This is a genomic window from Pseudomonas sp. B8(2017), assembly GCF_002113575.1.
Taxonomy (GTDB): Bacteria; Pseudomonadota; Gammaproteobacteria; order Pseudomonadales; family Pseudomonadaceae; genus Aquipseudomonas; species Aquipseudomonas putida_Z.
In genome coordinates this window covers 47,512-71,715 of record NZ_NEIO01000024.1, presented here as the reverse complement: position 1 = coordinate 71,715, position 24,204 = coordinate 47,512, and the positions used below count along the sequence as shown (strand labels likewise).

The window sequence follows — 24,204 nt, the reverse complement described above, 5'->3', positions numbered from 1 at the left end:
GAATCTCATTCTCGTCCGGCCTGAAGGAACAAAACCCGAAAAGTGGTCTTCACAACCTTCAGGAGCGCTTCATGATTGCCCCGTGTTCCCCTCGCAACGACAGGCTGCGCCGTGCCGTGCGCGCGGCCGTGTTCGGCCTTGGCCTGGCAGCTGGCGGTGCCTTCCCGGCCATGGCCCAGGCTGCAGCGGCCAGCCAGAGCCAGCAGACCGACTGGAACATCCCGGCCGGCCCGCTGGCCCCGGCGCTGGACCAGTTGGCCCGCCAGGGCGGCCTTAGCCTGTCGTTCGACGCGAACAGCCTGCAGGGCAAGACCACCCGCGGCGTGCAGGGCCGGCATGACAATGCGGGGGCGCTGTCGATCCTGTTGCAGGGCAGCAACGTGCAGGTCCAGCAGGAAAGCGCAACCAGCTTCCTGCTGATCCCGGCGCTGGATGTGGGAAACGCCCTTGAGCTGGGCGCGACCAGCATTTCCAGCGACCGCCTGGGCGAAACCACCGAGCACACCGGCTCCTACACTACCGGCGAAGTGACCATCGGCAAGATGCCGCAAACCCTGCGCCATACCCCGCAATCGGTCAGCGTGATAACCCGCCAACGCATCGATGACCAGAACATCACCAACCTGACCAACCTGCTGGAGCAGACACCCGGCGTGGTGGTCAACTACACCGACAGCGAGCGGGTGCAGTACTACTCGCGTGGCTTTGCCATCGATGCCATCCAGTATGACGGCGCCACCGTGGTGCAGAGCAGCGGTGGCGGTTCGTTCATTCAGACCGACTCGGCGTTCATCGACCGCGCCGAAGTGCTGCGCGGCGCCACCGGCATGTTGCGTGGCGCCGGCAACCCGTCGGGCACGGTGAACCTGGTGCGCAAGCGCCCGACTCATGACTTCCAGGCTACGGGCAGCGTGACCCTGGGCTCATGGAATGCCCAGCGCTATGTGGCCGATATCTCCGGCCCGCTGACCGAAACCGGCAACGTACGCGGGCGGGTGATCGCCGTGCATGACGAGCGCGACCTGTTCCAGGACTCGCGCATGGAGCGCAAGGAAGCGTTCGGCGGCTCGCTGGCCTTCGACCTGGACGACAGCACCACGCTGACCACCGGTGTCGAGTGGACCAAGCTCGACGCCACTGGCGCCTGGGGCAACCTGCCCGCCGACGCCAGCGGCGCCCCCCTGCCCTTCGGCCGCAGCACCTACCTGGGCGCCGACTGGAACCGCTGGGACCGCAGCAACCTGAACACCTTTGCCGAACTGGAACACCGCTTCGACAACGACTGGACGCTGAAGCTGATGGCCCTGCGTACCCACTTCGAGCTGGACGACCATGGTTTCAAGCAAACCTACATGGAGCGCGCACCGGCCAACCTGAACCCCACCGGCAACCCGTACCTGATGCAATACCAGGTTACCGAAGGCGACGGCGGCGAGAGCCTGCAGAACAACCTGAGCGCCACCCTCAACGGCCCGTTCGACCTGTTTGGCCGCACCCACGAGCTGATGGTCGGCGTCGAACGGATTCGCAACGATTCCTACGCGTCGGCCACCAACCGGGTAATTTCCGGGCTGTACGACATCCGCTACTGGGACCCGAAAACCAGCCTGCCCGAGCCGGACATCGACATCACCGCACACCCGGTGCGCACCCGGACAACCCAGCAAGCCGCGCACGCCACCTGGCGCATTTCGCTGGCCGAACCGCTGACCGCGATCATCGGCGCGCGGGCCAACTGGTACGACTATGAGCAGGAAAACAACACCGGTGCCAACGGCAAGTTCAGCATCGACGAGAAGATCGTGCCGTACGCGGCGCTGATCTACGACCTGAATGACAACTTCAGCGTGTACGCCAGCTACACCGAGATATTCAGCCCGCAAACAGTGGTGGACAAGAACAACTCGGTGCTCGACCCGATCATCGGCGAAGCCTACGAAACGGGCATCAAGGGCGAGTTCTACGATGGCCGGTTGAACACCAGCCTGGCGTTTTTCCGTATCAACCAGGTGGGTACGCCGGTGGATGACATGTCCACGGAAATCGGCTGCAACGGCACCACCGGCCGCTGCAAGATCGCCTCGGGCAAGAGCCGCAGCGAGGGCATCGACCTGGAGATTTCCGGCGAAGTGCTGCCGGGCTGGCAGGTCACCGGTGGCTACACCTACAACACCACCGAGTACCTGAAGAACTCGGCAGCCACCAATGGCAACGCGATCCGCACCACCGACCCGGAGCACATGCTGCGGCTGTTCACCAGTTACCGCCTGCCGGGCACGCTGGATGCCTGGACCATTGGCGGCGGCGTGCAGGCGCAGAGCGACATCTATTCCGAAAGCGGCACGGCCAAGGCGACCCAGGCGGGGTATGCGGTGTACAACGGCATGCTCGGTTATCGCATCAACGACAACTACTCAGTGCAACTGAACGCCAACAACATCTTCGACAAGAAGTACTACCGGCAGATCGGTACCACGGCGACGGGGTACTACTGGGGGGAGCCGCGCAATGTGTCGGTGACCTTGCGCGGGAGTTTCTGACAGGCATTTGCCTGACCGGCTGCGCGGTCCCGGTAGGAGCGGCCTTGTGTCGCGATAGGGCCGCAAAGCGGCCCCCGGGCCGAGGGACCGCGCAGCCCTGGAAAACCTCAGTCCGCCACCGCCCGCAACCGCCCCGCGCGCCGGTACGACTGCCGGGCAAAACACACGAACAACCCGGCCATCAGCGCCAGCGCGATGGGCAGACCATGCGGCGCCACATCCATCGCCGCACCGCTGACCAGCGGCCCGACCAGGCTACCCACACCCCACAGCAAGCCCACGCTGGCATTGGCGGTAACCAGGTCCTGCCCCTTGAAGCGCTGCCCGATCAGCACCAGCGCCAGCGTATAGATGCCCCCTGCCACGGCGCCCAGCAGCACCAGCAGCGGCCACAGCAGCCAGGTCAGGTTCAGCAGCCAGGGCAGGCCGATACCGATCGCCATCGCCAGCAGCCCGCATACCAGGTGCAGCCCGGTGCGCTCCACCCGGTCGGCCAACCAGCCAAGCGGCAACTGGAACAACATGTCACCGGCAAACACCACGGTCACCATCAGCGCCGCCACGCCCACGGCAAAGCCATGGCTGGTGGCATAAACCGGCAGCAGCGACAGCACCACGGCATCGAAGAACGAGAAGAACAGCACCGCCACGCACAACGCCGGCGCCACACGGAAGAAACCGGCCAGGCCGAAGCTCTTTTCACCCTCTTCATGTTCCACATGGTCGTTGGGCACGGTCAGCACGATGCACAGCAGCGCCAGGCCATAGCAGGCGGTGACCACACCGGTGATCCACGGGCTGTCGGCGCCCAGCACCGCCAGCATGGCCGGGCCGAGCACCTGGAAGCCGGTGAAGCTGGTGGCGTACAGGGCCATGATCTTGCCGCGGTTGTGCTCCGGGCACAGTTCGTTGACCCACGACTCGCCGAGGATGATGGCGATACCCATGCCCAGCCCCAGACCCAGGCGCAACAGCGCCAGCAGCCACAGCGAGCCGAACGCCGACTCGAGCAAGCCGATGCTGAGCGTGCACAGGCTGAAGCACAGCAGGTAGATGGTGCGCCGGGTGAGGTGGCGACAGCAGGCGTCGACCAGGAACGCCGAGAGCATCATGCCCGCAGCGGGGATGGCCGAGATGATGCCGATTTCCAGGGTGCTCGCACCGGCTTCATGCAGGCGCAACGACACCAGCGGCAGGCTGGCCCCCAAACTGAAACCCACGACCGAAACGGCGAACAACAGGCCCGCCAGCAAACGCATGTTCATGTACCACTCCTTGCAAACCGAAAAGACGTGCAGACACAGGCGCGCACGCCAGGGTGGCGAGCGACGCGAAAGCGCAGATCAGTTCAGGCGAGGTGTGGCGAGAAGGTGAAGGCAAACAGCACGCTGCGGCGACGCTTGAGCACCGTATCGCTCGGCCACGCGCGACGCAGGGCCTGGAAGGCAGGCTGGCGGGCGTTTGGCAGGGACTGGTTACGGCACATCGCTTTGACTACTACGCAGGTGGTTGGGAAAAGGCGGACTCTAGGCCAAGGGTGTCAGGCCGTCAATCGTCGGGGGCCGCTGCGCGCCCCATCGCCGGCAAGCCAGCTCCCACAGGGATTGCACCAGCCTGAGCCCAATGAGGTCAAGGCGGGGGCAACTGACTTGTACTACCTGTACTGGCCCCATCGCTGGCAAACCAGGCTCCTGCAGGGACTGCGCATGGCTTGAGGCCGATGCGCTCGAGGTGGGAGCTGGCTTGCCGGCGATGGGCTGCAAAGCAGCCCCGGCGACATCAGCGCTTGCCGGTACTTGGCAAGAACACCGCCAACAACCCGAACAACGGCAGGAACGAACACAGCTCGTACACGTACTCGATGCCACGCAGGTCCGCCACATATCCCAGCAAGGCTGCACCGATGCCACCAAAGCCGAACATCAGCCCGAAGAAGATCCCGGCAATCATGCCCACGCTGCCCGGCACCAGCTCCTGCGCATACACCACGATCGCGGAAAACGCCGAAGCCAGGATAAAGCCGATCACCACGCTCAACACGGTGGTCCAGAACAGGTCGGCATACGGCAGTACCAGGGTGAATGGCGCCACGCCGAGGATCGAGAACCAGATCACCGCCTTGCGCCCGATGCGGTCACCGATTGGCCCGCCAAAGAAGGTACCTGCCGCCACCGCACCGAGGAACAGGAACAGGTGCAGCTGCGAGCTGGCCACCGACACATCGAACTTCTCGATCAGGTAGAAGGTGAAGTAGCTGGTAAAGCTGGCCATGTAGAAGTACTTGGAGAACACCAGCAGGCCCAGCACGATCAGCGCCGCGACCACCCGCCCGCGGGAAATGCCGTGGGTCGCCTGCACTGCCTTGCGCGCCTTGGCCTGGTTGAGGTGCTCCTTGTACCAGCCACGCAGCATCAGGGTGACGCCGAGGAAGAACAGCGCAGCCAGGCCGAACCAGGCCACATAGCTCTGGCCGAACGGAATGACAATGGCCGCCGCCAGCAGTGGGCCCAGCGCAGAGCCGGTGTTGCCGCCGACCTGGAAGGTCGACTGGGCCAGGCCGAAGCGCCCGCCCGAGGCCAGGCGCGCAATACGCGAGGTTTCCGGGTGGAAGGTCGACGAGCCGATCCCCACCAGCGCCGAGGCCAGCAGAATCATGGGGAAGCTGCCGACGAAGGCCAGCATCACTATACCCACCAGGGTACACAGGGTGCCCAGCGGCAGCAGGTTCGGCGCCGGTCGGCGATCGGTGAAAAAGCCGACCCAAGGCTGCAGCAGCGAGGCGGTGATCTGGAACGTCAGGGTAATCATGCCGATCTGGGCGAAGCTCAGGTCGTAGTTGGCCTTGAGCATCGGGTAGATCGCCGGCAGCACCGACTGGATCAGGTCATTGATCAGGTGCGCCAGGGCGCAGAAACCGATGATGCGCATCACCAGCGGCGTGGCTTGGCTCGCCGCCGCACTGGTGGGCGCCGTTGAGGCGCTACTGATAGCCATGTGCCTGAATCTCCGTCAGCAGTTTGGGATCCGATTATCGGGAAACAAATAGATAGATAGCTACCTTTTTTATCCCTCTGTCGTGACGCACTTGAAAATGGTTATCAATATAATTAGCATCCTTGGCCCATACCCCTGTCATCGTTGGGCGAAACGGCCCCTATCGCGAGCAGATCGAACCCATGAGCCAGATGCTCGCCAATCAGCTGCAGCCTGACCGCCCCCGCCCACGGCAGATCAACACGCGCCGCAGCCACATGGGCAAATGGCTGGCGCTGCTATTCCTGCTGGGGCTGGGCGCTGCAGCCTACCTGTACTGGCCGCTGATGCAGCGCCTGGGCAGCGAATTGCACACTGATGCAGGTGAACGCCGCAGCATCCGCCTGGCCGATGGCACCACCCTGCACCTGGGCAGCGCCAGCGCGATGAACGCCGACCTGCGCGGCCGCACGCGCCAGCTGCAGCTGGTGCAGGGCCGGGTATACCTGGAAGTGATGCTCGACGGCCGGGCCATGGAGGTGACAGTGGGCGATGCGCGCATCCAGGTGTTCGGTACCCGCCTGCAGGTCGCCCGCCATGCCGGGCATGACGAACTGGTGGTGCTCAGTGGCAAGGCCATGGTTATCCAGGGTGGCGAACAGCGCCTTGTATCGGCGGGCGAGCGGGTAACCTTCGATGGCGGGCGTATCGGCCCGTTACAGAAAGCCGACCTCAAGGCCACCGATGGCTGGCGCAGCGGGCAGCAGAAAGCCGGCGACATGCCGTTGGGCAAGGCAGAACCGGGGCCTGGCCGCTAAGTTTTTGAAAGCGTGCAAATTTTTTTTGAAATGAGTGTTGACAGGGGGGCCGTTCAAGAGAATAATGCGCGCCATCGGCTACATAGCTCAGTTGGTTAGAGCATAGCATTCATAATGCTGGGGTCCGGGGTTCAAGTCCCTGTGTAGCCACCAAACAAGACGAAGGGCTTACCGCAAGGTAAGCCCTTTTTCTTTGCCTGCGAAAAATACCACAGGCCCGCCCCTCCCCCACAGGGCATGCAATCGCTACCTCAACGCATGCCGGTCACCGCCACAGCCAGGCCCAACCCGATCAGCGCCAGGCCGATTACCCGGTCCACCAGCCTTTGCCGCTCGATCATCGCCTTGCGCAATGCCGTGCTGGAGAAGAACACCGCCACCAGGCTGAACCACAGCCAGTGGGCAACGGACATGAAAGCGCCGTAGGCAAAGTCCAGCGCCAGCGAGCTGCCAGGCTGCACCACCTGGGTGAAGGCACTGATGACGAACAGCATGGTCTTGGGGTTGAGGGCGTTGGTCAGAAAGCCCGTGCGCAGGGCCTGCGTTACGCTGGCTGCGGATGCGGCAACCCCGTCGAGGCTGATGCGCCGGGTGTTGGTCAGCGACTGGTAACCCAGGTAGACCAGGTAACCCGCGCCCAGCACTTTCATGCCCAGGAACAGAGCCGGGCTCTGGCTGATGATCACCGCGATGCCCAGCACCGTATACAGAACGTGAACCTGCACCCCCAGGGCAATGCCCACGGCGGCAGCCAGCCCGGCCTTGCGGCCCTGTGCATAACTGCTGCGGGTGACCATGGCGAAGTCGGCACCGGGGCTGATGACGGCAAGCAGGGTGAACAGGGCGACGGCAATGAGTTCGGTCATGCTGGTGGCTCTCGATAGGCGATGGAAATGCACAGACCAGGTAATTATCGAGAGCTTATAGCCCAGAAAAAATCGATTTATAGTGAAGCAAATCTGATAGTTTTCTTCACAGAGGTGTAGTGCCGGTGCCGGCCTCTTCGCGGGCTCGCCCGCTCCCACAGGTAACCCACAACTCTCAGTTGGTGTGAAACCCTGTGGGAGCGGGCAAGCCCGCGAAGAGGCCGGTACTGGCAACACAAATGCCATGAAACTGCCGCCACTCAATGCCTTCCGCTACTTCGACATCGCCGCCGAAACCGAGAGCTTCGTGCGCGCCGCCGAGCACCTGCACGTCACCCATGGCGCAGTCAGCCGCCAGGTGCGCCTGCTTGAAGAAAGCCTTGGTGTGGAGTTGTTCGAGCGCCGCAACCGGGCCATTTTCCTCACCCCTGCCGGCCGTGCCTTGCAGGGCACCACCCAGGCGATTTTCGAGCAGCTCGAAGGCGCCGTGCAGCGCTTGCAACAACAGGCCCGCGACAACGTGCTGGTGTTGTCGTGCGAACCGACCATCGCCATGCGCTGGCTGATCCCGCGCCTGCCCCGCTTCCATGCCGCCCATCCCGACCTGCAGTTGCACCTGGTGGCCGCAGGCGGGCCACTGGACTTCGCCCGCAGTAGTGTCGACCTGGCAATTCGCCGCGATGACTTCCACTGGGACAAGCAGCTGTACAACCAGAAGATCTGCGACGAATGGATCGGCCCGGTCTGCCACCCAACCGCCCCCATCCAACTTGAAGGCCAACGCCTGCTGCACAGCGCCACCCGCCCCGGCGCCTGGCCCAACTGGCTGCGCCTGAGCGGCCAGCAGGCCCGGCATACCGAGCGCAGCGACTACGAGCACTTCTACCTGTCGATTCAGGCCGCCAGCGCCGGCCTGGGCCTGGCCATGGCCTCAGCCCTCATGGTGCGCGACGAACTCGACAGCGGGCAGTTGCAGGCGCCGTTCAGCTTTGTGCGCGACGGCTCGGCCTACCACCTGCTCAGCCCTCAGCCGCTGGAAGACGACGGCAAGCGCCAGCGCTTCGCCACGTGGGTGATGGGCGAATGCAGGAGCTGCCTGGCTCATCTGGGTTTGATACAGAACGACGAACCTGCACGGCCGTCACCACCCCAGGTGCGGTAACCCGCGGTATCCACATGAATCCGCCCGGACGGATAGCGCCCCAGGCCCATGTTCCAGGCCTGGCCATACTGCTGCCAGAAACGGCACAGCGGGTTGGGGTCCGCCCAGTCGGGTAGCAGGATATCGACGGCGAACGCCCGGGTATGGGCGCTGTTGGCAGCCCCGCCGGCGCAGACATTCAGGCGTGGGTCTCGATAGGCCGAAACCACCTCGAACTGGCGCAGGATGCCCTGGTCGTCGAGCGCCTTGATCAGCGAGAGCGTAGAACGCACTGCCGGCCAGTTGCTGGCAGGCGGCACGGCGAAGGGGGACGCGTGGCACAGCTTCCAGTCCGAAGCCGAACGCAGCAGCTGATGGATAGGCACTATGCCGTAAAGGCGGGCATCCACCAGCATTTCACGGAAGGGACGAGTGTGATGGTCGCCAGCCCACTGGGCGAACATCCACCGGTCGCGTTCGTCGGCGTGGGCAGTGGCCGTTATCAGAAGGCTTGCAGCCAGAAGCAGTTTTTTCATTCCTTGACCATCCCTGCAAGGGGCCGCGTCAAACTGGCAAACGTTACTACTCCAACGCCCGCAACCGATACTGCGGCGGCAGCTGGGCGAAGCCGCTGATGGTGGTGTCCAGGCTCTTCCACCGGCCATCCTTGATGCCATAGATGCAGCCATGCACCGACAGTTCCTGACCACGGTGCCAGGCGTTCTGCACGATGCTGGTGTGAGCCACGTTGGCCACCTGCTGGATGACGTTCAGTTCGCACAGGCGGTCGACTCTGGCCTCTTCGTTGTCCAGCTTGGCCAGCTCGGCGCGCTTTTCGTAATACAGGTCGCGGATAGAGCGCAGCCAGCCGTCGATCAGGCCCAGCTGGCGATCCTGCATGGCGGCGCGCACGCCACCGCAACCGTAGTGGCCGGTGACCAGGATGTGCCGCACTTTCAGTACTTCCACCGCGTACTGGATCACCGACAGGCAGTTGAGATCAGTGTGCAGCACCACGTTGGCAACGTTGCGGTGGACGAACAGATCACCCGGCAGCATGCCGACGATTTCGTTGGCCGGCACGCGGGCGTCGGAGCAGCCGATCCAGAGGAATTCCGGAGTCTGCTGGCGGGCCAGCTTGGCGAAGAAGTCGGGGTCGCGCTGGTTGATCGCGTCGGCCCAGCGGGCGTTGTTGTCGATCAGTTCCTGCAGGTCGTGCATGGTCGTTGCCTCATCAGGGTTTGCCTGCGTGACAGCGCCAGCCCCTGCATCAGTCCTCGAGCAGGGTGCAGGCCATCACCAGGGCGTCTTCACGGCCACCGGCAACCGGGTAATAGTCGCGGCGGCGGCCGATTTCGTTGAAACCGTAGCGCTCGTACAAACGATAGGCCGACTGGTTGCTGGCGCGCACTTCCAGGAAACACTCCCGGCCATTGAGCTGGTAGGCCCGGGCCATCAGGTGCTCGAGCAGGCGCAGGCCCAGGCCGCGACCCTGGTTTTCCGGCTTGACGGTGATGTTGAGCAGGTGCGCCTCGTCGATGATCACGTTGATCACGCCATGGCCCACCTGCTGCTGGCCGTCGAACATCAGCCAGACTTCGTACGACTTGAGCGCATCCTGAAAGATCCCGCGGGTCCAGGGATGACTGAACGCGGCATATTCGATCTTAAGTACGGCATCCAGATCCGCCTCGGTCATCGGGCGGAAGCTGATCGAGTCACTCATTCAACGCTCTTCCAGCGCGCCATCAGCTGGCGCATGGCTTTCCAGACGTCCGCCTTGCGCTGCGGCTCGTCCATCAACAGTTCAAGGCCCGGCAAGGCCCAGGCTTCGCCCAGGCCCTCGAGCTTCAGGGTTTGGTAATAGGCTTCGCCGTCGACATTGGCGGCAAAGCGCAGCGCCGGCAGGCCGACCAGCCACAGGCAGGTGCACGGGGCGTCTTCCAGGCGCGCCTGGACAAAGCCCTGGACGAAATCGCGCGCCGCCTCCGGTCCCTGGTCCATGTTGCCGCGCACCAGCAGCGGCCAGCGCACCGGCTCGCCGATGATCTGCGGGGCGTCGGGCAGGCCGGCGGCGCGCAGCATGTCCTTGAGCAGCAGGTAGGACGGGTCGCGGCTCTGGAACGGCTGGCCGGTGGCCAACTCCACCAGCAGCAGGCAGCTGCCGGCTCGCAGCAACTGCAGCGAGAAGCGCGGGGGTGGCACCGGGGCCGGGCGCGGTGGCGCGGCCTGCTCCTCGGCCTCGGCGGGCTTGGCGGCCGGCTTGGGCACACTGCCCGGGCGCGGAATCTCGATTTTCGGTCGCTCGCCGGAGCGGGCCTGGGAGGTGACTGGCGCCTCGTTGGCAGCCGGTGCCGGCCTGACGTCGAAATCGAGGTCCTCGACCGGCGCCACCGGCAGCAGCAGCTCGGGCCGCGACGGTGCGGCGAACGGCAGTTCGGCGCGCGGCAGCCAGTGCACCACTTGCATGGCGGAAAGGTAGGCGCGGCGACGGGGTTCGGTGAGCAAGGGGCGGGTTTCCGAGGGGTGAAGACAAAGGGCCATTCTAACGCCGTTGGCATTCGTGTGCCGCAACTGGTCGGCGGATTTTTATTGCCTGTACCGGCCATTTCGCGGGCACGCCCGCTCCCACAGGGCCTTGCGCAGTACCTGTGGGAGCGGGCGTGCCCGCGAAAGGGCCAGTGAATCCCCTACAACGGCAAAGGTTATCTCTCATTACAGACCAAGGGGTGAAAACCTCCCCCCCGGATGCAGTACAATCGCCCCCTTTTTCTTGGCAACGAGTCGAAGCCAATGATCGAACCCAAGCGCGTCCTGCGCGCCCTAGCCGAACACTGGGCCCTGATCGAGCCGCTGTGCGAGCGTTTCGACCAGGGCACCCTGAGCCTGGTCGAATTGCGTCAGCATGTGGCCCGCCAGCAGGTCGAGAGCACCCCGCAGGACATCACCCAGCTGCTCGACGTGTGGATCCGCCTGGATATCCTGGTCCCGGTGGCCAAGAGCCCGAACCGTTTCGAGCTCAACGCGCAGATCCACGATTTCCTCGCCTACCTGCGCCGCGAACACCGGCTGGGCCTGTGCCTGGAGATCGAAGCCTACCTGCGCCACCTGGAACGCCTGGCCGGGCATATCCAGGACGCCTTCGACAACCGCGACAGCGACGACCTGGCGCGCCAGCTGCGCCTGCTCGACATGCGCGTGCGCGATGTACTGAAGAAGCTCGACAACGACGAACAGGCACTGGTGGCCGTGGCCGAGCGGGCCAAGACCAGCAACCGCCAGATCCCGCTGCGCCAGCGCTATGCCGAAGTACTGGCGACCTGGGACGAGTACGTCGAGCCGATGATCCAGCTGGTCAACGCCGACGGCGCCTTCGAACAGGGCGTGCGCAAGGTCGAGACCGTGCTGCTGAAGCTGCTGGGCGAACAGGCGCGCCTGGGCCACCTGGTCGACGACGACATGCTGCTGCGCACCCACGCGCGCATCCTGGAAATGCAGACCAGCGCCCAGCTGACCCTGCGCCACGCCCGCGAACTGCTGCTGCCGCTGCGTGAGGAAGCCCGCCGGCACAACGCCGTGACCCGTGGCGCCGCACTGGCCCTGTCGGTGATCCGGCGCAAGGGCATCGACGCCGTACCGCAAGCGGCCATGCCGATGTTCACCCGCCCGCAAAGCACTTTCCTCGGCAGCGCCAGCCAGGTCGAGGCCTATGTCTACGCCCTGGCCCGCTTCGAGCCCAAGCCGGCGCGCTTCCCCAAGGCCCACAAGACCCAGTCCGGCGCCCTGCCCCGTGCACCGCGCACGGTCAAGGAAATGGCCGAACGCTGCGAACAGGCCCTGCCGCTGCCCGACCTGATGGTCTGGCTGCTGGAGCAGGAACCCGAAGGCGCCACCGACGAGCTGCTGTACTGGTTCTCGCGCCTGTCGCGGGAAAAGCGCTTCAAGCGCGAACGCCTCGACCGCCGCGAGTACATCACCCAGGAACACCTGGTCAGCCTGCGCTCGTTCGCCCTGACCTCCAGCCGCGAAGACGCCGCCAGCGCGCCTACCGAATCCAACGCGAGCCCAGCCCATGCATCTTGATCTTTCCGAACTGTCCCAGCTCGCGCCGATCTTCCGCGAGCTGTTCAAAGGCTTCCACGTCAGCCGCCGCGACCCCGAGCTGTACGCCCAGCTGTCGAACTTCCAGGACCAGTACCGCACCCTGTTCAAGGCCCTGGGCTTCGAACTGGTGTGCGACACCCGTGGCTTCTACTACTTCGTGCCGGACATGACCGCCGCGCAGGTCAACAAGACCGCGCAGCGCCTGTCGCTGTTCACCTTCATCCTGGTCGAACACCTGGCCGACCAGGGCCGCGACCCGATGGCCGTGCTCGATGGCGGCAGCATCGGCCGTGACGAACTGCCCTCGCTGCTGGACAAGTACCGCGACCTGTTCCTGCAGGCCGAAGTGCAGACCGTGGACGAGCTGGAAGAAAAAATCCTGCGCCGCATGACCCAGCTCGGCTTCGCCTTCGAGGAAGGCGGCATCTACCGCTTCCTGCCGCCGATGCATCGCTTCCTCGACGTGTGCCTGGCCGTGCAGCAGGACCGCGACCTGGCAGCCACCCTGCACAGCGACCTGCCGCTGCCGACCCCGGTACTGGTCGAGGAAGAAAGCCCAGAAGAACTCAACCGCACCGACGACCCGCTCGACCTCACCCCCTTCGAGGGCGAGGAAAGCGAAGAGGAAGCCCTGGCCCGGGCGATCCGCGAAGAGCAACAGGAGATTGACGCATGAGCCAGGAACGCTACGGCATCCGCCGCTTCGCACTGCTCAACACCGCCGGCTACAGCCTTGGCCTGTTCCCGCTGGAGCACCCACTGTCGGTATACGGTGCCAACAACCTGGGTAAATCGGCGTCGATCAACGCCCTGCAGTTCCCGATCCTGGCGCGCATGTCGGACATGAGCTTCGGCAAGTACAGCCTCGAGCAGTCGCGCCGCTTCTACTTCGCCAGCGACACCTCGTACATTCTCTGCGAACTGAGCCTGCCCCACGGCCCGCACGTCATCGGCGTTGTCGGCCGCGGCCCGGGCGGCGGTTTCGGCCACCAGTTCTTTGCCTACAAGGGCGAACTGGACCTGGCCCACTACCAGAAGAACGACACCTGCCTGCGCCAGAAAGAGCTGTTCACCAACCTCGAGCGCCTGGGGATCAAGGCCTACGAGCTGAAGCCGGACGAACTGCGTCGTCTGCTGGTCGGTGGCCACACCTCGGTGCCGCTGGACCTGACCATGATCCCGCTGCGCTCGACCAGCGAGCAAAGCCTGAAAACCTTCCGCGCACTGTTCATCAACCTGCTGCATATGCGCGAAATCACCGCCGCCAAGCTCAAGCAGCTGTTCCTCGACGCTTTCGAGCACAGCCTGCGCTCCGGTAGCGTCGACTATATCGCCGCGTGCGAGGAAGCCTTCCGCGACGTGCGCCGCATGGAACAGGACTACAACGCTCTGGTCGCCGCCGGCCCGCTGGTCGAGGCCCTGGCCGGTGGCGTGGCCCAGCGCGACATCCTGCGCGGCAAGCTGCACCGCATTTCGCCAGTGCTCGACACCCTGCTGGGCACCTGGCAGGAATACGCCATGGCGCGCAAGGAAGAGCTGGTGATCCAGGCCGAGCACTACCGTGGCGAGCAGGACCGCCTGCAGAACGACCAGCGCGGCGGTACTCAGGAGCTGATGCGCCTGGAGCGTGAAATCACCGGTATCCAGCGCTGGCTGGGCGAGCTGTCGGTGCTCAAGCACCGCTTCGCCCTGGTCGATGACGTCAAGGTGCTGGAGCAGCAACTGCTGGCGGCCAAGGACGCCCACGACGAACTGGCCGGCGCCCTGGCCCAGTCGCGCCAGTTCAGCGCCGAAGACCTGGACGAACGCGTCCGCGACCTGGAAAAGCGCCTGAAGCAGGTCAAGCAGCAGCTCGACCACGCCGACAACAACAGCTACGCCCGCCTGCGCGAAGAGTTCTCCCAGCAGGACGTCGACCGCCTGATGCGCCTGTTCAATGGCGCGCTGTTCAGCCTGCCGCTGGGTGACCGCGGTATCGAACTGGACGACAGCGACCTGTGGGTAAAATCGCTGGAAGCGGTACTCGACGGCTTCAAGGGCGAACGCTTCGAAGCCCCGGGCCTGTCCATCGACCTGTCGCACATCGACCCACCGGCGCTGCAGGCCCTGGCCGACCGTGCGGCCCTGCGTGACCAGAAAGAGCGCCTGGAAAAAGAGCTGAAGCAGCTCAAGACCCAACAGGCCGTGGCCGCCGACCGCTCCGCCTCCAAGGCGCAGACCGAGGCCCTGTACCAGGAAGTACTGGACGCGCAGAAAGCGCTGGAAGACTTCCGCCGCAGCGAAACCCTGGCCGCCGAAGAGCCCGAGAAGCTGGAGCAGCTGTCGCAGCTCGAAGCCGCCCAGGACGAACTCAAGCGCTCCAGCGACGCCTTCACCGAACGCGTCCAGCAGCTGTCGGCCAAGCTGCAACTGGTCGGCCGGCAGATCGGCGACCTCGAGGCCAAGCAGCGCACCCTGGAAGACGCCCTGCGCCGTCGCCAGCTGCTGCCGGCCGACCTGCCCTACGGCACGCCGTACATGGAAGCCATCGACGACTCGATGGACAACCTGCTGCCACTGCTCAACGACTACCAGGACAGCTGGCAGAGCCTGCAGCGGGTGGACAACCAGATCGAGGCGCTGTACGCCCAGGTGCGCCTGAAAGGCGTGGCCAAGTTCGACAGCGAAGACGACATGGAACGCCGCCTGCAGTTGCTGGTGAATGCCTACGCTCACCGCACCGACGAAGCCCTGACCTTGGCCAAGGCACGCCGCGCCGCGGTCACCGACATCGCCCGGACCCTGCGCAACATCCGCAGCGACTACGACAGCCTCGAGCACCAGCTGGCCCTGTTCAACCGCGAGATCAACAAGCGCCAGGTATCCAACCTGGAGAGCTTCCGCGTGGTGCTGGCGCCGAACAAGGAAGCGCTCAAGCACATTGACCAGATCATCCACAGCGCCGGTCAGTACGAAGAAGGCGAAACCCTGTCGGTGTTCGACCTGACCCAGAGCGCCGAGCAGGACAACAAGAACGAAGAGGCCAAGGAATACCTGGCACGGTTGGTGGCAGCCAACCACAACCAGCTGGGCCTGAAGGACCTGTTCGAGCTGGCGTTCGAGATCACCAAGGTCAACGGTCAGCCGGTGATCCATGCCGACATCGACGGCGCGGCATCCAACGGCACCACCATGACCATCAAGGCGCTGACCAACATGTACCTGTTGCTGCACCTGATGGACCGCGACCTGGCCGGGCGCATCCGCCTGCCGTACTACCTGGACGAAGCGGCGGACATCGACGAACGCAACCAGGCTGCGCTGCTGGAAACCAGCCTGCAGCTGGGCTTCGTGCCGATCCTGGCGAGCGTGAAGCCGCAGGTATCTGCGCGCGTGGCGATCGACCTGGAAGGTGGTAGCGGGCCGAATGGCATCTACATCGACGAGGCGGACTGGAAGTTCATCAGCCGTCGGGATGAGGTGAAGGCGGTTGTGCGTGAGGATCATCAGGCCGAGGAATTGGCCTGAGGTAATTGGGGCCGCGTTGCGGCCCTATCGCCGGCAAGCCAGCTCCCACAGATATTGCACAAGCCCCGAGGCCTGCAATGTACCTGTGGGAGCTGGCTTGCCGGCGATGGAGGCCGAAGGCCTCCCAGGATCTACCAGGCTATCAATGAGCCCAAGGCAGAATCGGAATCGCGGTCACCGCATTCTGCGGGCTGCCTTCGATCATGCGGTCGCTGTACACCAGGTACACCAGCGTATTGCGCTTCTTGTCCAGGAAGCGCACCACCTGCATGGTCTTGAACACCAGCGAGGTGCGTTCCTTGAACACTTCCTCGCCATCCTTCAGCTCACCCTTGAAGCTGATCGGCCCGACCTGACGACAGGCAATCGATGCCTCCGCCCGGTCCTCCGCCAGCCCCAACCCACCCTTCACGCCGCCAGTCTTGGCCCGCGACAGGTAGCAGGTCACGCCCTCGACCTTGGGGTCGTCGAACGCCTCGACCACAATACGGTCATTCGGCCCGAGGAACTTGAACACGGTGGACACCTGGCCGATTTCCTCGGCCCCGGCCAGCATCGGCAACGCCAGTGCCGCCACGGCAATCATCCTTTTCAGCACGTGCGCGCCCTCAGACCAGAACCAGGTTGTCGCGGTGCACCAGCTCAGGCTCCGCGATATAGCCCAGGATGCTTTCGATGGCATCCGACGGCTGGCCAATGATCTTCTGCGCCTCCAGGGCGCTGTAGTTGGCCAGGCCGCGCGCCACTTCATGGCCGTCCGGGCCGACGCACACCACCATCTCGCCACGGCGGAAGCTGCCCTGCACGGTTTTCACGCCAACCGGCAGCAGGCTCTTGTTGGCCTGGCGCAACGCCTGCACGGCACCGGCGTCCAGCACCAGGGTGCCACGGGTCTGCAGGTGACCGGCCAACCACTGCTTGCGCGCGGCAAGCATGCCGCGCTCGGGCGACAGCAAGGTACCCAGACGCTCGCCAGCCTTGAGGCGATCCAGCACGCGCTCGATGCGGCCACCGATGATGATGGTATGGGCACCGGAACGGGCTGCCAGGCGCGCGGCGCGCAGCTTGGTCTGCATGCCGCCACGGCCCAGGGCGCCACCGGTACCGCCGGCCACGGCGTCCAGTGCCGGGTCGTCGGCGCGGGCCTCGTAGATCAGCTGGGCGTCGGGGTTGTTGCGCGGGTCGGCATCGAACATGCCATCGCGGTCGGTGAGGATCACCAGCAGGTCAGCCTCCACCAGGTTGGCCACCAGCGCCGCCAGGGTGTCGTTGTCGCCGAAGCGGATCTCGTCGGTAACCACGGTATCGTTTTCGTTGATCACCGGCACCACGCCCAGGTCGACCAGCGTGCGCAGGGTGCTGCGGGCGTTCAGGTAACGCTTGCGGTCGGACAGGTCGTCATGGGTCAGCAGGATCTGCGCGGTGTGCTTGCCGTGCTCGCCGAAGCTCGACTCCCAGGCCTGCACCAGGCGCATCTGGCCGATCGAGGCAGCCGCCTGCAGCTCGTTCATCGCACTCGGTCGCGACGTCCAGCCCAGCTGGCTCATGCCGGCAGCCACGGCCCCGGAGGAGACCAGTACCAACTCCACGCCTGCCTCACGCAGCGCGACCATCTGCTCGACCCAAACGGCCATGGCACCGCGGTCGAGGCCTTTGCCATCGGCGGTCAGCAGAGCACTGCCAATCTTCACGACCCAGCGCTTGGCGCCCGTCACCTTGCTTCGCATCTTCTTCCAACCTATGTCGAATCTGTAGATACCGTGGATACAAAAACGCCGCTCCAAAGAGCGGCGTTTAGTGTACTGCAACCGGTCAGTCGCGCACGTAAATGATTTCCGGGCCGTCTTCGTCGTCCTCGAAATCATCGTCCCAACCGTCATCGTCGCCGATGTCGTGCACGCTCTTGACGCCGGTACGGCGCAGGGTACGGGCGTCGTCCAGGGCCTGCAGCTGGGCACGGGCTTCGTCTTCGATGCGCTGGTCGAGGTCGGCCAGCTCTTCGGCGTAGGCCGGGTCGTTGGCCAGGCGGTCGGCGCGGTCTTCGAGGTAGCGCATCAGGTCGTGGCTGAGCTTTTCGGTGCCTTGCTTGGAGATGGCCGAAATCACGTAGACCGGGCCTTCCCACTGCAGGCGCTCGACCACTTCCTTGACCCGCTCGTCGCGCTCGTCTTCCATGACCATGTCGGCCTTGTTCAGCACCAGCCAGCGCTCACGCTCGGCCAGCGACGGGCTGAAGCGGGTCAGCTCGTTGACGATGACTTCGGCGGCATCGGCCGGGCTGCTTTCGTCCAGCGGCGCCATGTCCACCAGGTGCAGCAGCACGCGGGTACGCGCCAGGTGCTTGAGGAAGCGGATACCCAGGCCGGCGCCTTCGGAAGCACCTTCGATCAGGCCGGGGATGTCGGCGATGACGAAGCTCTTCCAGCGGTCGACGCTGACCACGCCCAGGTTCGGCACCAGGGTGGTGAACGGGTAGTCGGCCACTTTCGGCTTGGCGGCCGAAACCGAGCGAATGAAGGTGCTCTTGCCGGCGTTCGGCAGGCCCAGCAGGCCGACGTCGGCCAGCACTTTCATTTCCATCTTCAGGTCACGCTGGTCACCTGGCTTGCCCGGGGTGGTCTGGCGCGGTGCACGGTTGGTGCTGGACTTGAAGCGGGTGTTACCCAGGCCGTGCCAGCCGCCTTGGGCGACCATCAGCTTCTGGCCCGGGGTGACCAGGTCACCGATCACTTCCTGGGTGGAAGCGTCGATCACGGTGGTGCCGACCGGCACACGCAGGAACAGGTCGTCGCCTTTCTTGCCGGTGCAGTCGGTGCTGCCGCCGTTGGCGCCACGCTGGGCCTCGTGGTGACGGGTGTAGCGATAGTCGACCAGGGTGTTGAGGTTTTCGTCGGCGATCATGTACACCGAACCACCGTCGCCACCGTCACCACCGTTGGGGCCACCGTTCTCGATGAACTTCTCGCGACGGAAGCTCATGCAACCGTTGCCACCGTCACCGGCCTTGACCCGAATGGATACTTCGTCAACAAACTTCATTCAAAACCGCCTCTCGCCTGCTGGCGAGTTGAATACCTGAAAAACCTGAGGCTCTTGCAAAAATGAGCGCGGCGGCCCCGTACGACCGTAGAAACCCACGCCGGCAGCCCATACAAACAGCTTTGCAAGAGGCTCACCACAAACGAAAAAGCCCCGTCGCATGACGGGGCTTCTGGAGCGACGTCGCGATTAAGCGGCGACGATGCTCACGTAACGGCGCATGAACTCGCCTTTTTTCTCGAACTTGATCACGCCTTCGATCTTGGCGAACAAGGTGTGATCCTTGCCCATGCCAACGCCGTAGCCAGCGTGGAATTCGGTGCCGCGCTGACGGACGATGATGTTGCCTGGCTTGATAACCTGGCCGCCATACATCTTCACGCCAAGGCGTTTCGATTCTGAGTCGCGACCGTTACGAGTACTACCACCAGCCTTCTTGTGAGCCATGGTTCAATTCTCCAAATAAATTCAGGGGATCTAGGGGATTAAGCCTGGATACCGGTGATTTTGATCTCGGTGAACCACTGGCGGTGGCCCATACGCTTCATGTGGTGCTTACGACGACGGAACTTGATGATGCGAACCTTGTCGTGGCGGCCTTGCGAAACGACTTCGGCCACTACTTTGGCGCCAGCAACAACTGGAGCACCGATGGTGACTTCTTCACCGTTGGCGACCAGCAGGACGCGATCGAAGGTCACGGATTCGCCAGTGGCGACTTCCAGTTTTTCGATCTTGAGGAATTCACCTTCAGCGACTTTGTACTGCTTGCCGCCGGTAACGATTACTGCGTAAGACATGGTATTTCTCCGATAATCCTGCTCACCCAGCGCTTTATATGATGAGTATTGGCTGGCATGGCTGCACAGGGCTGGAACGGCCCGGCGCAATTGCGTAAGGCAGGTGCTGCCCAGGAAGTTAGGGTGCGCGATTGTACGCAACCGCGGTTTTGCTTGCAAGTACCGCCCCCGGGGCGCTGGCACCGCGCCTTGACACACCGGGACCTGCGACCTAGCATGCCGCGCAACCTCACTGGAGCAGCCGATGCAACCCCAATCCTTCTACCGCGCGGTGGCTGATGATTTCAGCGCCGTCGACGAGATCATCAAGAAGCAGCTGACCTCGCGCGTGCCGCTGGTATCGAAGATCGGCGACTATATCACGTCCGCCGGTGGCAAGCGCCTGCGCCCCCTGCTGGTGCTGCTGTGTGGCAAGGCCCTGGGCCGCGAAGGCGACGACCTGCGCCTGCTGGCTGCCACCATCGAATTCCTGCACACCGCTACCCTGCTGCACGACGACGTGGTCGACATGTCCGGCATGCGCCGTGGCCGCTCCACCGCCAATGCCCTGTGGGGCAATGCGCCGAGCGTGCTGGTGGGCGACTTCCTCTATTCGCGCTCGTTCGAGATGATGGTCGAACTGGGCTCGATGCCGGTCATGCAGATCCTGTCCAAGGCCACCCGCGTGATTGCCGAGGGTGAAGTGCTGCAGCTGTCGCGGGTACGCGACGCCAGCACCACCGAGGAAGTCTACATGGAGGTCATCCGCGGCAAGACCGCGATGCTGTTCGAAGCTTCGACCCACAGCGCCGCCGCGCTGGCCGAAGCCACCGACGAACAGCGCGAGGCCCTGCGTACCTTCGGTGACCACTTGGGCGTGGCGTTCCAGCTGGTCGACGACCTGCTGGACTACAAGGGCGACTCGCAGACCCTGGGCAAGAACGTCGGTGACGACCTGGCCGAAGGCAAGCCTACCCTGCCGCTGATCTACACCATGCGCGAAGGCACCGCCGAACAGGCTGCGCTGGTGCGCCAGGCGATCCAGAAGGGTGGCCTGGAAGACCTGGAGCAGATTCGCGTGGCGGTCGAGGAGTCGGGTGCGCTGAAGTACACGGCGGAGCTGGCGCGTGACTATGTGAAGCGTGCCATCCAGTGCCTGGAAGTGCTGCCGGCCAGCGAATATCGTGATGCGCTGGTCGAGCTTAGCGAGTTTGCGGTCGCGCGTACTCACTGATAGACCGAGTCGTATTCTTCGCGGGCTTGCCCGCTCCCACAGGGACCGCGCAAGCCTCAAAGGTAGCGCAGATCCTGTGGGAGTAGGCAAGCCCGCGAATGCTTTTGTCCGGACATAATCACTTCTGAAAAAATACCTTATACAATTCGGGTTTTTAACCGCCCGTCTGTTTGTTTGAGGAACCGAAGTGAGCACTCTGCCACCCTGCCCGAAATGCAACTCTGAATACACCTATGAGGATGGCACTCAGCTGATCTGCCCTGAATGCGCCCACGAGTGGTCGGCCAGCGGCGACGCCGAAGCGGCCAGCGACGAGGTGGTGAAGAAGGACTCGGTCGGCAACATCCTGCAGGATGGCGACACCGTCACCGTGATCAAGGACCTCAAGGTCAAGGGCTCGTCCCTGGTGGTCAAGGTCGGCACCAAGGTCAAGAACATCCGCCTGTGCGATGGCGACCACGACATCGACTGCAAGATCGACGGCATCGGCGCCATGAAGCTGAAGTCCGAGTTCGTACGCAAGGTCTGATTTTCCAAAAAACCGGCAATTGGCGCTTGCTATTCAGGTAATAAGAATTATTCTCAATGGGACTGCTATCCAAGGAGAATAGCCATGACTTATCTGATCGACGCCTGGCTGGACCGCCCTCACCCCTACCTGCGCATTCTTCATCGGGAAACCGGCGAAGTGTGCGCGGTGCTTGAAGAAGAAGCGCTCGACGAGCTGCGCGACCAGGGCGACCTGGACATGAGCGGGCTGAACTCGAGTGAACCGGGGGTGCTCAAGGAGCTGGTGCGGAATCTGTTTCTGTTCTGCTATGCGCGGGCGTTGCGCCCCGGGGGGACAGACTGGAACTGACGGACCTGGCGAGGGCTTCGCCCTCGATCGCGACACAAGGCCGCTCCTACAGGTGCATGCGTTCCCCTGTAGGAGCGGCCTTGTGTCGCGAATGGGCCGCAAAGCGGCCCCAGCGGCATTACAGAACGTCGAGCAGCTCGACGTCGAACACCAGCACGCTGTGCGGCGGGATGCTGCCAACGCCTTGGGCGCCGTAGGCCAGCTCGCTCGGCACGTACAGGCGCCATTTGCTGCCAGCGTTCATCAGCTGCAGGGCTTCGGTCCAGCCAGCGATCACACCACCTACCGGGAATTCAGCCGGCTGACCACGGTCGTAGGAGCTGTCGAACACAGTGCCGTCGATCAGGGTGCCGTGGTAGTGGGTGCGCACGTTGTCTTCGCGGGTCGGCTTGGCGCCTTCGCCTGCGGTCAGTACTTCGAACTGCAGGCCCGAAGCCAGGGTGGTGATGCCATCACGCTTGGCGTTCTCGACCAGGAATGCCTTGCCAGCGGCAGCAGCGGCTTCAGCCTTGGCGGCTGCTTCGGCTTGCATCACGTCGCGGATGACCTTGAAGCTGGCCGACAGGTCGGCTTCGCTGACGCGGCTGTCGGCGCCGTTGAAGGCGTCGGTCAGGCCGGCCAGGATGGCTTCCAGGCTGACGCCTGGTGGCGGGTTGTCGCGCAGCTGGCCGCCCAGCTGACGGCCGATGCCGTAGCTGACGCGAGTTTCGTCGGTGGACAGGTTGAGTTCGGACATTGTCGTGCTCCACTGCAGGGCGCAGTGAAGCCGCGCCCTTGATGAAAAGGGCGAGCAGCCTAGCACACTGGGGCGCTGCGAGCAGCTACCAGGCCGAGCGCTGGGAAATCGGTACCTTCAAGTCTTCTTCCGGGTGCGTGCCCATACCGCACATTTCGTCCTGCACCGACCAGTGCACCAGGTTCATCGAGACCATGGGGATGGTTTGCAGCAACTTGCGCGCATCCTCCACCGAATGCACGCGCAAGCGTTCACCACGGGCATCGGACAGGGGGTGGGGGTGGCCTTTGATCCGGGCCTCGAGCAGGTAGTCACCGCCTTCGATGGCGATCAGGTTCAGTTCGTCGACATGGCCAGCCCTGGCCTCGGTGTTGAGCTGATGCAGGTTCATGAGAGCACCTCGCGATGGGAACCACGCATGAGAGCTCATTTTTTGTACAGAAAGGGAGAATGCACAAGGCATGACTGACGCCGCTCGTCAGGTGGACCGTGCCGGCCTCTTCGCGGGCTTGCCCGCTCCCACAGGGTTTGCGAAGAGGCCTGACAGGCTTAGTGCTTGGTCAGCTTGTCCAGATAGCCCATGCAGAATGCCGAGACCACGAAGGTCATGTGGATGATCACGTACCACATCAGGTAATCGGTGGAGATGTTCTGTGCATCCATGAACACCCGCAGCAGGTGGATGGACGAAATGGCCACGATCGACGCGGCAACCTTCATCTTCAGCGACGAAGAGTCCATCTTGCCCAGCCAGTTGAGCTTTTCCTTGCTCTCGTCGATGTCCAGTTGCGAGACGAAGTTCTCGTAGCCGGAGATCATCACCATCACCAGCAGGCCGCCCACCAGCGACATGTCGATCAGCGACAGGATCACCAGGATCAGGTCGGCTTCGCTGAGGGCGAAGACGTTGGGCAGGACGTGGACCACTTCCTGGAAGAATTTCAGCGCCAGGGCCAGCAGGCCGAGGGACAGGCCGAAGTAGATGGGGGCGAGCAGCCAGCGCGAGGCATACATCGCATTTTCGAGAATACGTTCCATGGAGGGTTGGGACTCATCAGGTGACTAAAAAAGCGACGGCGAGTATAGCCAGCCACCTGTTACAGCAAAAGCCCGGTGAATCGGGGCTGCTTTGCAGCCCAATCGCCGGCAAGCCAGCTCCCACAGGTTGATCACCGACCTGTGGCCTTTGCTTTACCTGTGGGAGCTGGCTTGCCGGCGATGAGGCCAGTAAAAGTTACTCAGGTCTCAGGATGAAACTGGTAATCCCCCAGATTCCGACACCGCTCACCATTGATCCGCCGCAACTGCGCCTGCAAATGCAAACACCAGATCTGCGGATCCTCGGCCACCTGATACCCATGCAAGGTCAGGCTGTCGACAATGGCATTGAGCACAGACTCGGCCACCAACGGCCCATGGAACGGCCCTTGGGCCTTGATCGCGGACGGTTGTTCACCGGCCATGCCGGCGGCGAACAGCAGCGTCCACATGCCGTTGTCCCCGGCCAGCGGACGGATGCTGCATTCGATGCGGGTCACCAGGCCCAGGCACTGGCGTGTGAGGCTGAGATTGCGCATGGCCGCGCCCCCTCCAAAAAGCCTTGTTCAG

General features: G+C 63.8%; 24 protein-coding genes, 1 tRNA gene and 1 pseudogene. 10 read left to right on the top strand and 16 right to left on the bottom strand.

Annotation, left to right across the window (positions count from 1 at the left end; all coding sequences use genetic code 11):
* Positions 1–71: 71 nt before the first annotated feature.
* A complete protein-coding gene (locus CAG22_RS24270) occupies positions 72–2,540 on the top strand; it encodes a TonB-dependent receptor (protein ID WP_085706337.1) in 2,469 nt (822 codons plus the stop codon).
* A gap of 107 nt (positions 2,541–2,647) precedes the next feature.
* On the opposite strand, the gene CAG22_RS24265 is transcribed toward CAG22_RS24270, so the two are convergent.
* Both CAG22_RS24265 and CAG22_RS24260 read right to left on the bottom strand, forming a co-directional pair.
* Positions 2,648–3,805 (bottom strand): MFS transporter, encoded by a 1,158-nt coding sequence (locus CAG22_RS24265; RefSeq protein ID WP_025337647.1) that lies wholly within the window; start codon positions 3,803–3,805, stop codon positions 2,648–2,650.
* 514 nt (positions 3,806–4,319) lie between these two features.
* Positions 4,320–5,534: an MFS transporter gene (locus tag CAG22_RS24260; RefSeq protein WP_085592589.1), complete on the bottom strand. Its 1,215-nt coding sequence runs from the start codon at positions 5,532–5,534 to the stop codon at positions 4,320–4,322.
* Positions 5,535–5,716: 182 nt separating this feature from the next.
* Here CAG22_RS24260 and CAG22_RS24255 point away from each other — a divergent pair.
* Together CAG22_RS24255 and CAG22_RS24250 are read left to right on the top strand one after the other, a co-directional pair.
* A pseudogene (locus tag CAG22_RS24255) lies at positions 5,717–6,307 on the top strand (FecR family protein); the annotation flags it as partial.
* Positions 6,308–6,407: 100 nt separating this feature from the next.
* A tRNA-Met gene (locus CAG22_RS24250) sits at positions 6,408–6,484 on the top strand.
* Positions 6,485–6,582: 98 nt separating this feature from the next.
* Here CAG22_RS24250 and CAG22_RS24245 read toward each other — a convergent pair.
* Positions 6,583–7,197: a LysE family translocator gene (locus CAG22_RS24245; protein WP_075043724.1), complete on the bottom strand. Its 615-nt coding sequence runs from the start codon at positions 7,195–7,197 to the stop codon at positions 6,583–6,585.
* A gap of 244 nt (positions 7,198–7,441) precedes the next feature.
* On the opposite strand from CAG22_RS24245, the gene CAG22_RS24240 reads away from it, so the two are divergent.
* Positions 7,442–8,359: a LysR substrate-binding domain-containing protein gene (locus CAG22_RS24240; RefSeq protein ID WP_085706335.1), complete on the top strand. Its 918-nt coding sequence runs from the start codon at positions 7,442–7,444 to the stop codon at positions 8,357–8,359.
* On the opposite strand, the gene CAG22_RS24235 is transcribed toward CAG22_RS24240, so the two are convergent.
* From CAG22_RS24235 to CAG22_RS24220, 4 genes are read right to left on the bottom strand one after another with little or no spacing between them, the layout of a single operon-like run.
* On the bottom strand, positions 8,299–8,874 hold the full coding sequence (locus tag CAG22_RS24235) for a D-Ala-D-Ala carboxypeptidase family metallohydrolase (RefSeq protein ID WP_085706334.1): 576 nt from the start codon (positions 8,872–8,874) through the stop codon (positions 8,299–8,301). The genes CAG22_RS24240 and CAG22_RS24235 overlap by 61 nt on opposite strands.
* A gap of 46 nt (positions 8,875–8,920) precedes the next feature.
* Entirely contained in the window at positions 8,921–9,559 is a 639-nt protein-coding gene (gene can, locus CAG22_RS24230) for a carbonate dehydratase (protein ID WP_025337641.1), read from the bottom strand.
* 49 nt (positions 9,560–9,608) lie between these two features.
* Positions 9,609–10,064 carry a ribosomal protein S18-alanine N-acetyltransferase gene (gene rimI / locus CAG22_RS24225; RefSeq protein WP_046616794.1) on the bottom strand — a complete coding sequence of 152 codons (456 nt, stop codon included), beginning with the start codon at positions 10,062–10,064 and terminating at the stop codon, positions 9,609–9,611.
* On the bottom strand, positions 10,061–10,846 hold the full coding sequence (locus CAG22_RS24220; RefSeq protein WP_085665090.1) for an energy transducer TonB: 786 nt from the start codon (positions 10,844–10,846) through the stop codon (positions 10,061–10,063). Before CAG22_RS24220 ends, rimI begins: the two co-directional genes overlap by 4 nt.
* Before the next feature lie 285 nt (positions 10,847–11,131).
* Here CAG22_RS24220 and mksB point away from each other — a divergent pair, with 285 nt between their 5' ends.
* From mksB to mksF, 3 genes are read left to right on the top strand one after another with little or no spacing between them, the layout of a single operon-like run.
* Entirely contained in the window at positions 11,132–12,421 is a 1,290-nt protein-coding gene (gene mksB, locus CAG22_RS24215) for an Mks condensin complex protein MksB (protein WP_024086237.1), read from the top strand.
* Positions 12,411–13,118: an Mks condensin complex protein MksE gene (gene mksE / locus CAG22_RS24210; protein ID WP_025337638.1), complete on the top strand. Its 708-nt coding sequence runs from the start codon at positions 12,411–12,413 to the stop codon at positions 13,116–13,118. Before mksB ends, mksE begins: the two co-directional genes overlap by 11 nt.
* Positions 13,115–15,949: an Mks condensin complex protein MksF gene (gene mksF / locus CAG22_RS24205; RefSeq protein WP_015268901.1), complete on the top strand. Its 2,835-nt coding sequence runs from the start codon at positions 13,115–13,117 to the stop codon at positions 15,947–15,949. The genes mksE and mksF overlap by 4 nt, the downstream gene beginning before the upstream one ends.
* A gap of 142 nt (positions 15,950–16,091) precedes the next feature.
* On the opposite strand, the gene CAG22_RS24200 is transcribed toward mksF, so the two are convergent.
* From CAG22_RS24200 to rplU, 5 genes are all read right to left on the bottom strand, one after another.
* Positions 16,092–16,535: a CreA family protein gene (locus CAG22_RS24200; RefSeq protein WP_038407896.1), complete on the bottom strand. Its 444-nt coding sequence runs from the start codon at positions 16,533–16,535 to the stop codon at positions 16,092–16,094.
* Positions 16,536–16,557: 22 nt separating this feature from the next.
* Positions 16,558–17,676, bottom strand: coding sequence for a glutamate 5-kinase (proB, locus tag CAG22_RS24195; RefSeq protein WP_025337635.1), 1,119 nt, complete (start codon positions 17,674–17,676; stop codon positions 16,558–16,560).
* 85 nt (positions 17,677–17,761) lie between these two features.
* On the bottom strand, positions 17,762–18,988 hold the full coding sequence (cgtA, locus tag CAG22_RS24190; RefSeq protein ID WP_025337634.1) for an Obg family GTPase CgtA: 1,227 nt from the start codon (positions 18,986–18,988) through the stop codon (positions 17,762–17,764).
* 189 nt (positions 18,989–19,177) lie between these two features.
* Positions 19,178–19,435 (bottom strand): 50S ribosomal protein L27, encoded by a 258-nt coding sequence (gene rpmA / locus CAG22_RS24185; protein WP_003247464.1) that lies wholly within the window; start codon positions 19,433–19,435, stop codon positions 19,178–19,180.
* A 38-nt stretch (positions 19,436–19,473) separates the two neighbouring features.
* On the bottom strand, positions 19,474–19,788 hold the full coding sequence (rplU, locus tag CAG22_RS24180; RefSeq protein WP_003247466.1) for a 50S ribosomal protein L21: 315 nt from the start codon (positions 19,786–19,788) through the stop codon (positions 19,474–19,476).
* Between the two features lie 244 nt (positions 19,789–20,032).
* Between rplU and CAG22_RS24175 the strand changes: the two genes are divergently transcribed.
* The 3 genes from CAG22_RS24175 to CAG22_RS24165 all read left to right on the top strand — a co-directional run bounded on the left by CAG22_RS24175 (position 20,033) and on the right by CAG22_RS24165 (position 21,860).
* A complete protein-coding gene (locus CAG22_RS24175) occupies positions 20,033–21,001 on the top strand; it encodes a polyprenyl synthetase family protein (protein ID WP_003256318.1) in 969 nt (322 codons plus the stop codon).
* A gap of 187 nt (positions 21,002–21,188) precedes the next feature.
* A complete protein-coding gene (locus CAG22_RS24170; RefSeq protein WP_009686103.1) occupies positions 21,189–21,530 on the top strand; it encodes a zinc ribbon domain-containing protein YjdM in 342 nt (113 codons plus the stop codon).
* An 84-nt stretch (positions 21,531–21,614) separates the two neighbouring features.
* Positions 21,615–21,860, top strand: coding sequence for a hypothetical protein (locus CAG22_RS24165; protein WP_003256316.1), 246 nt, complete (start codon positions 21,615–21,617; stop codon positions 21,858–21,860).
* Positions 21,861–21,978: 118 nt separating this feature from the next.
* On the opposite strand, the gene CAG22_RS24160 is transcribed toward CAG22_RS24165, so the two are convergent.
* The 4 genes from CAG22_RS24160 to CAG22_RS24145 form a co-directional block, all read right to left on the bottom strand.
* Positions 21,979–22,596 (bottom strand): FKBP-type peptidyl-prolyl cis-trans isomerase, encoded by a 618-nt coding sequence (locus tag CAG22_RS24160; protein ID WP_025337633.1) that lies wholly within the window; start codon positions 22,594–22,596, stop codon positions 21,979–21,981.
* An 85-nt stretch (positions 22,597–22,681) separates the two neighbouring features.
* Entirely contained in the window at positions 22,682–22,987 is a 306-nt protein-coding gene (locus CAG22_RS24155; RefSeq protein ID WP_015268897.1) for a DUF6482 family protein, read from the bottom strand.
* A 158-nt stretch (positions 22,988–23,145) separates the two neighbouring features.
* Positions 23,146–23,634: a TIGR00645 family protein gene (locus tag CAG22_RS24150; RefSeq protein ID WP_003247486.1), complete on the bottom strand. Its 489-nt coding sequence runs from the start codon at positions 23,632–23,634 to the stop codon at positions 23,146–23,148.
* A 200-nt stretch (positions 23,635–23,834) separates the two neighbouring features.
* Entirely contained in the window at positions 23,835–24,173 is a 339-nt protein-coding gene (locus CAG22_RS24145; protein WP_003247487.1) for a hypothetical protein, read from the bottom strand.
* Positions 24,174–24,204 lie beyond the last annotated feature (31 nt).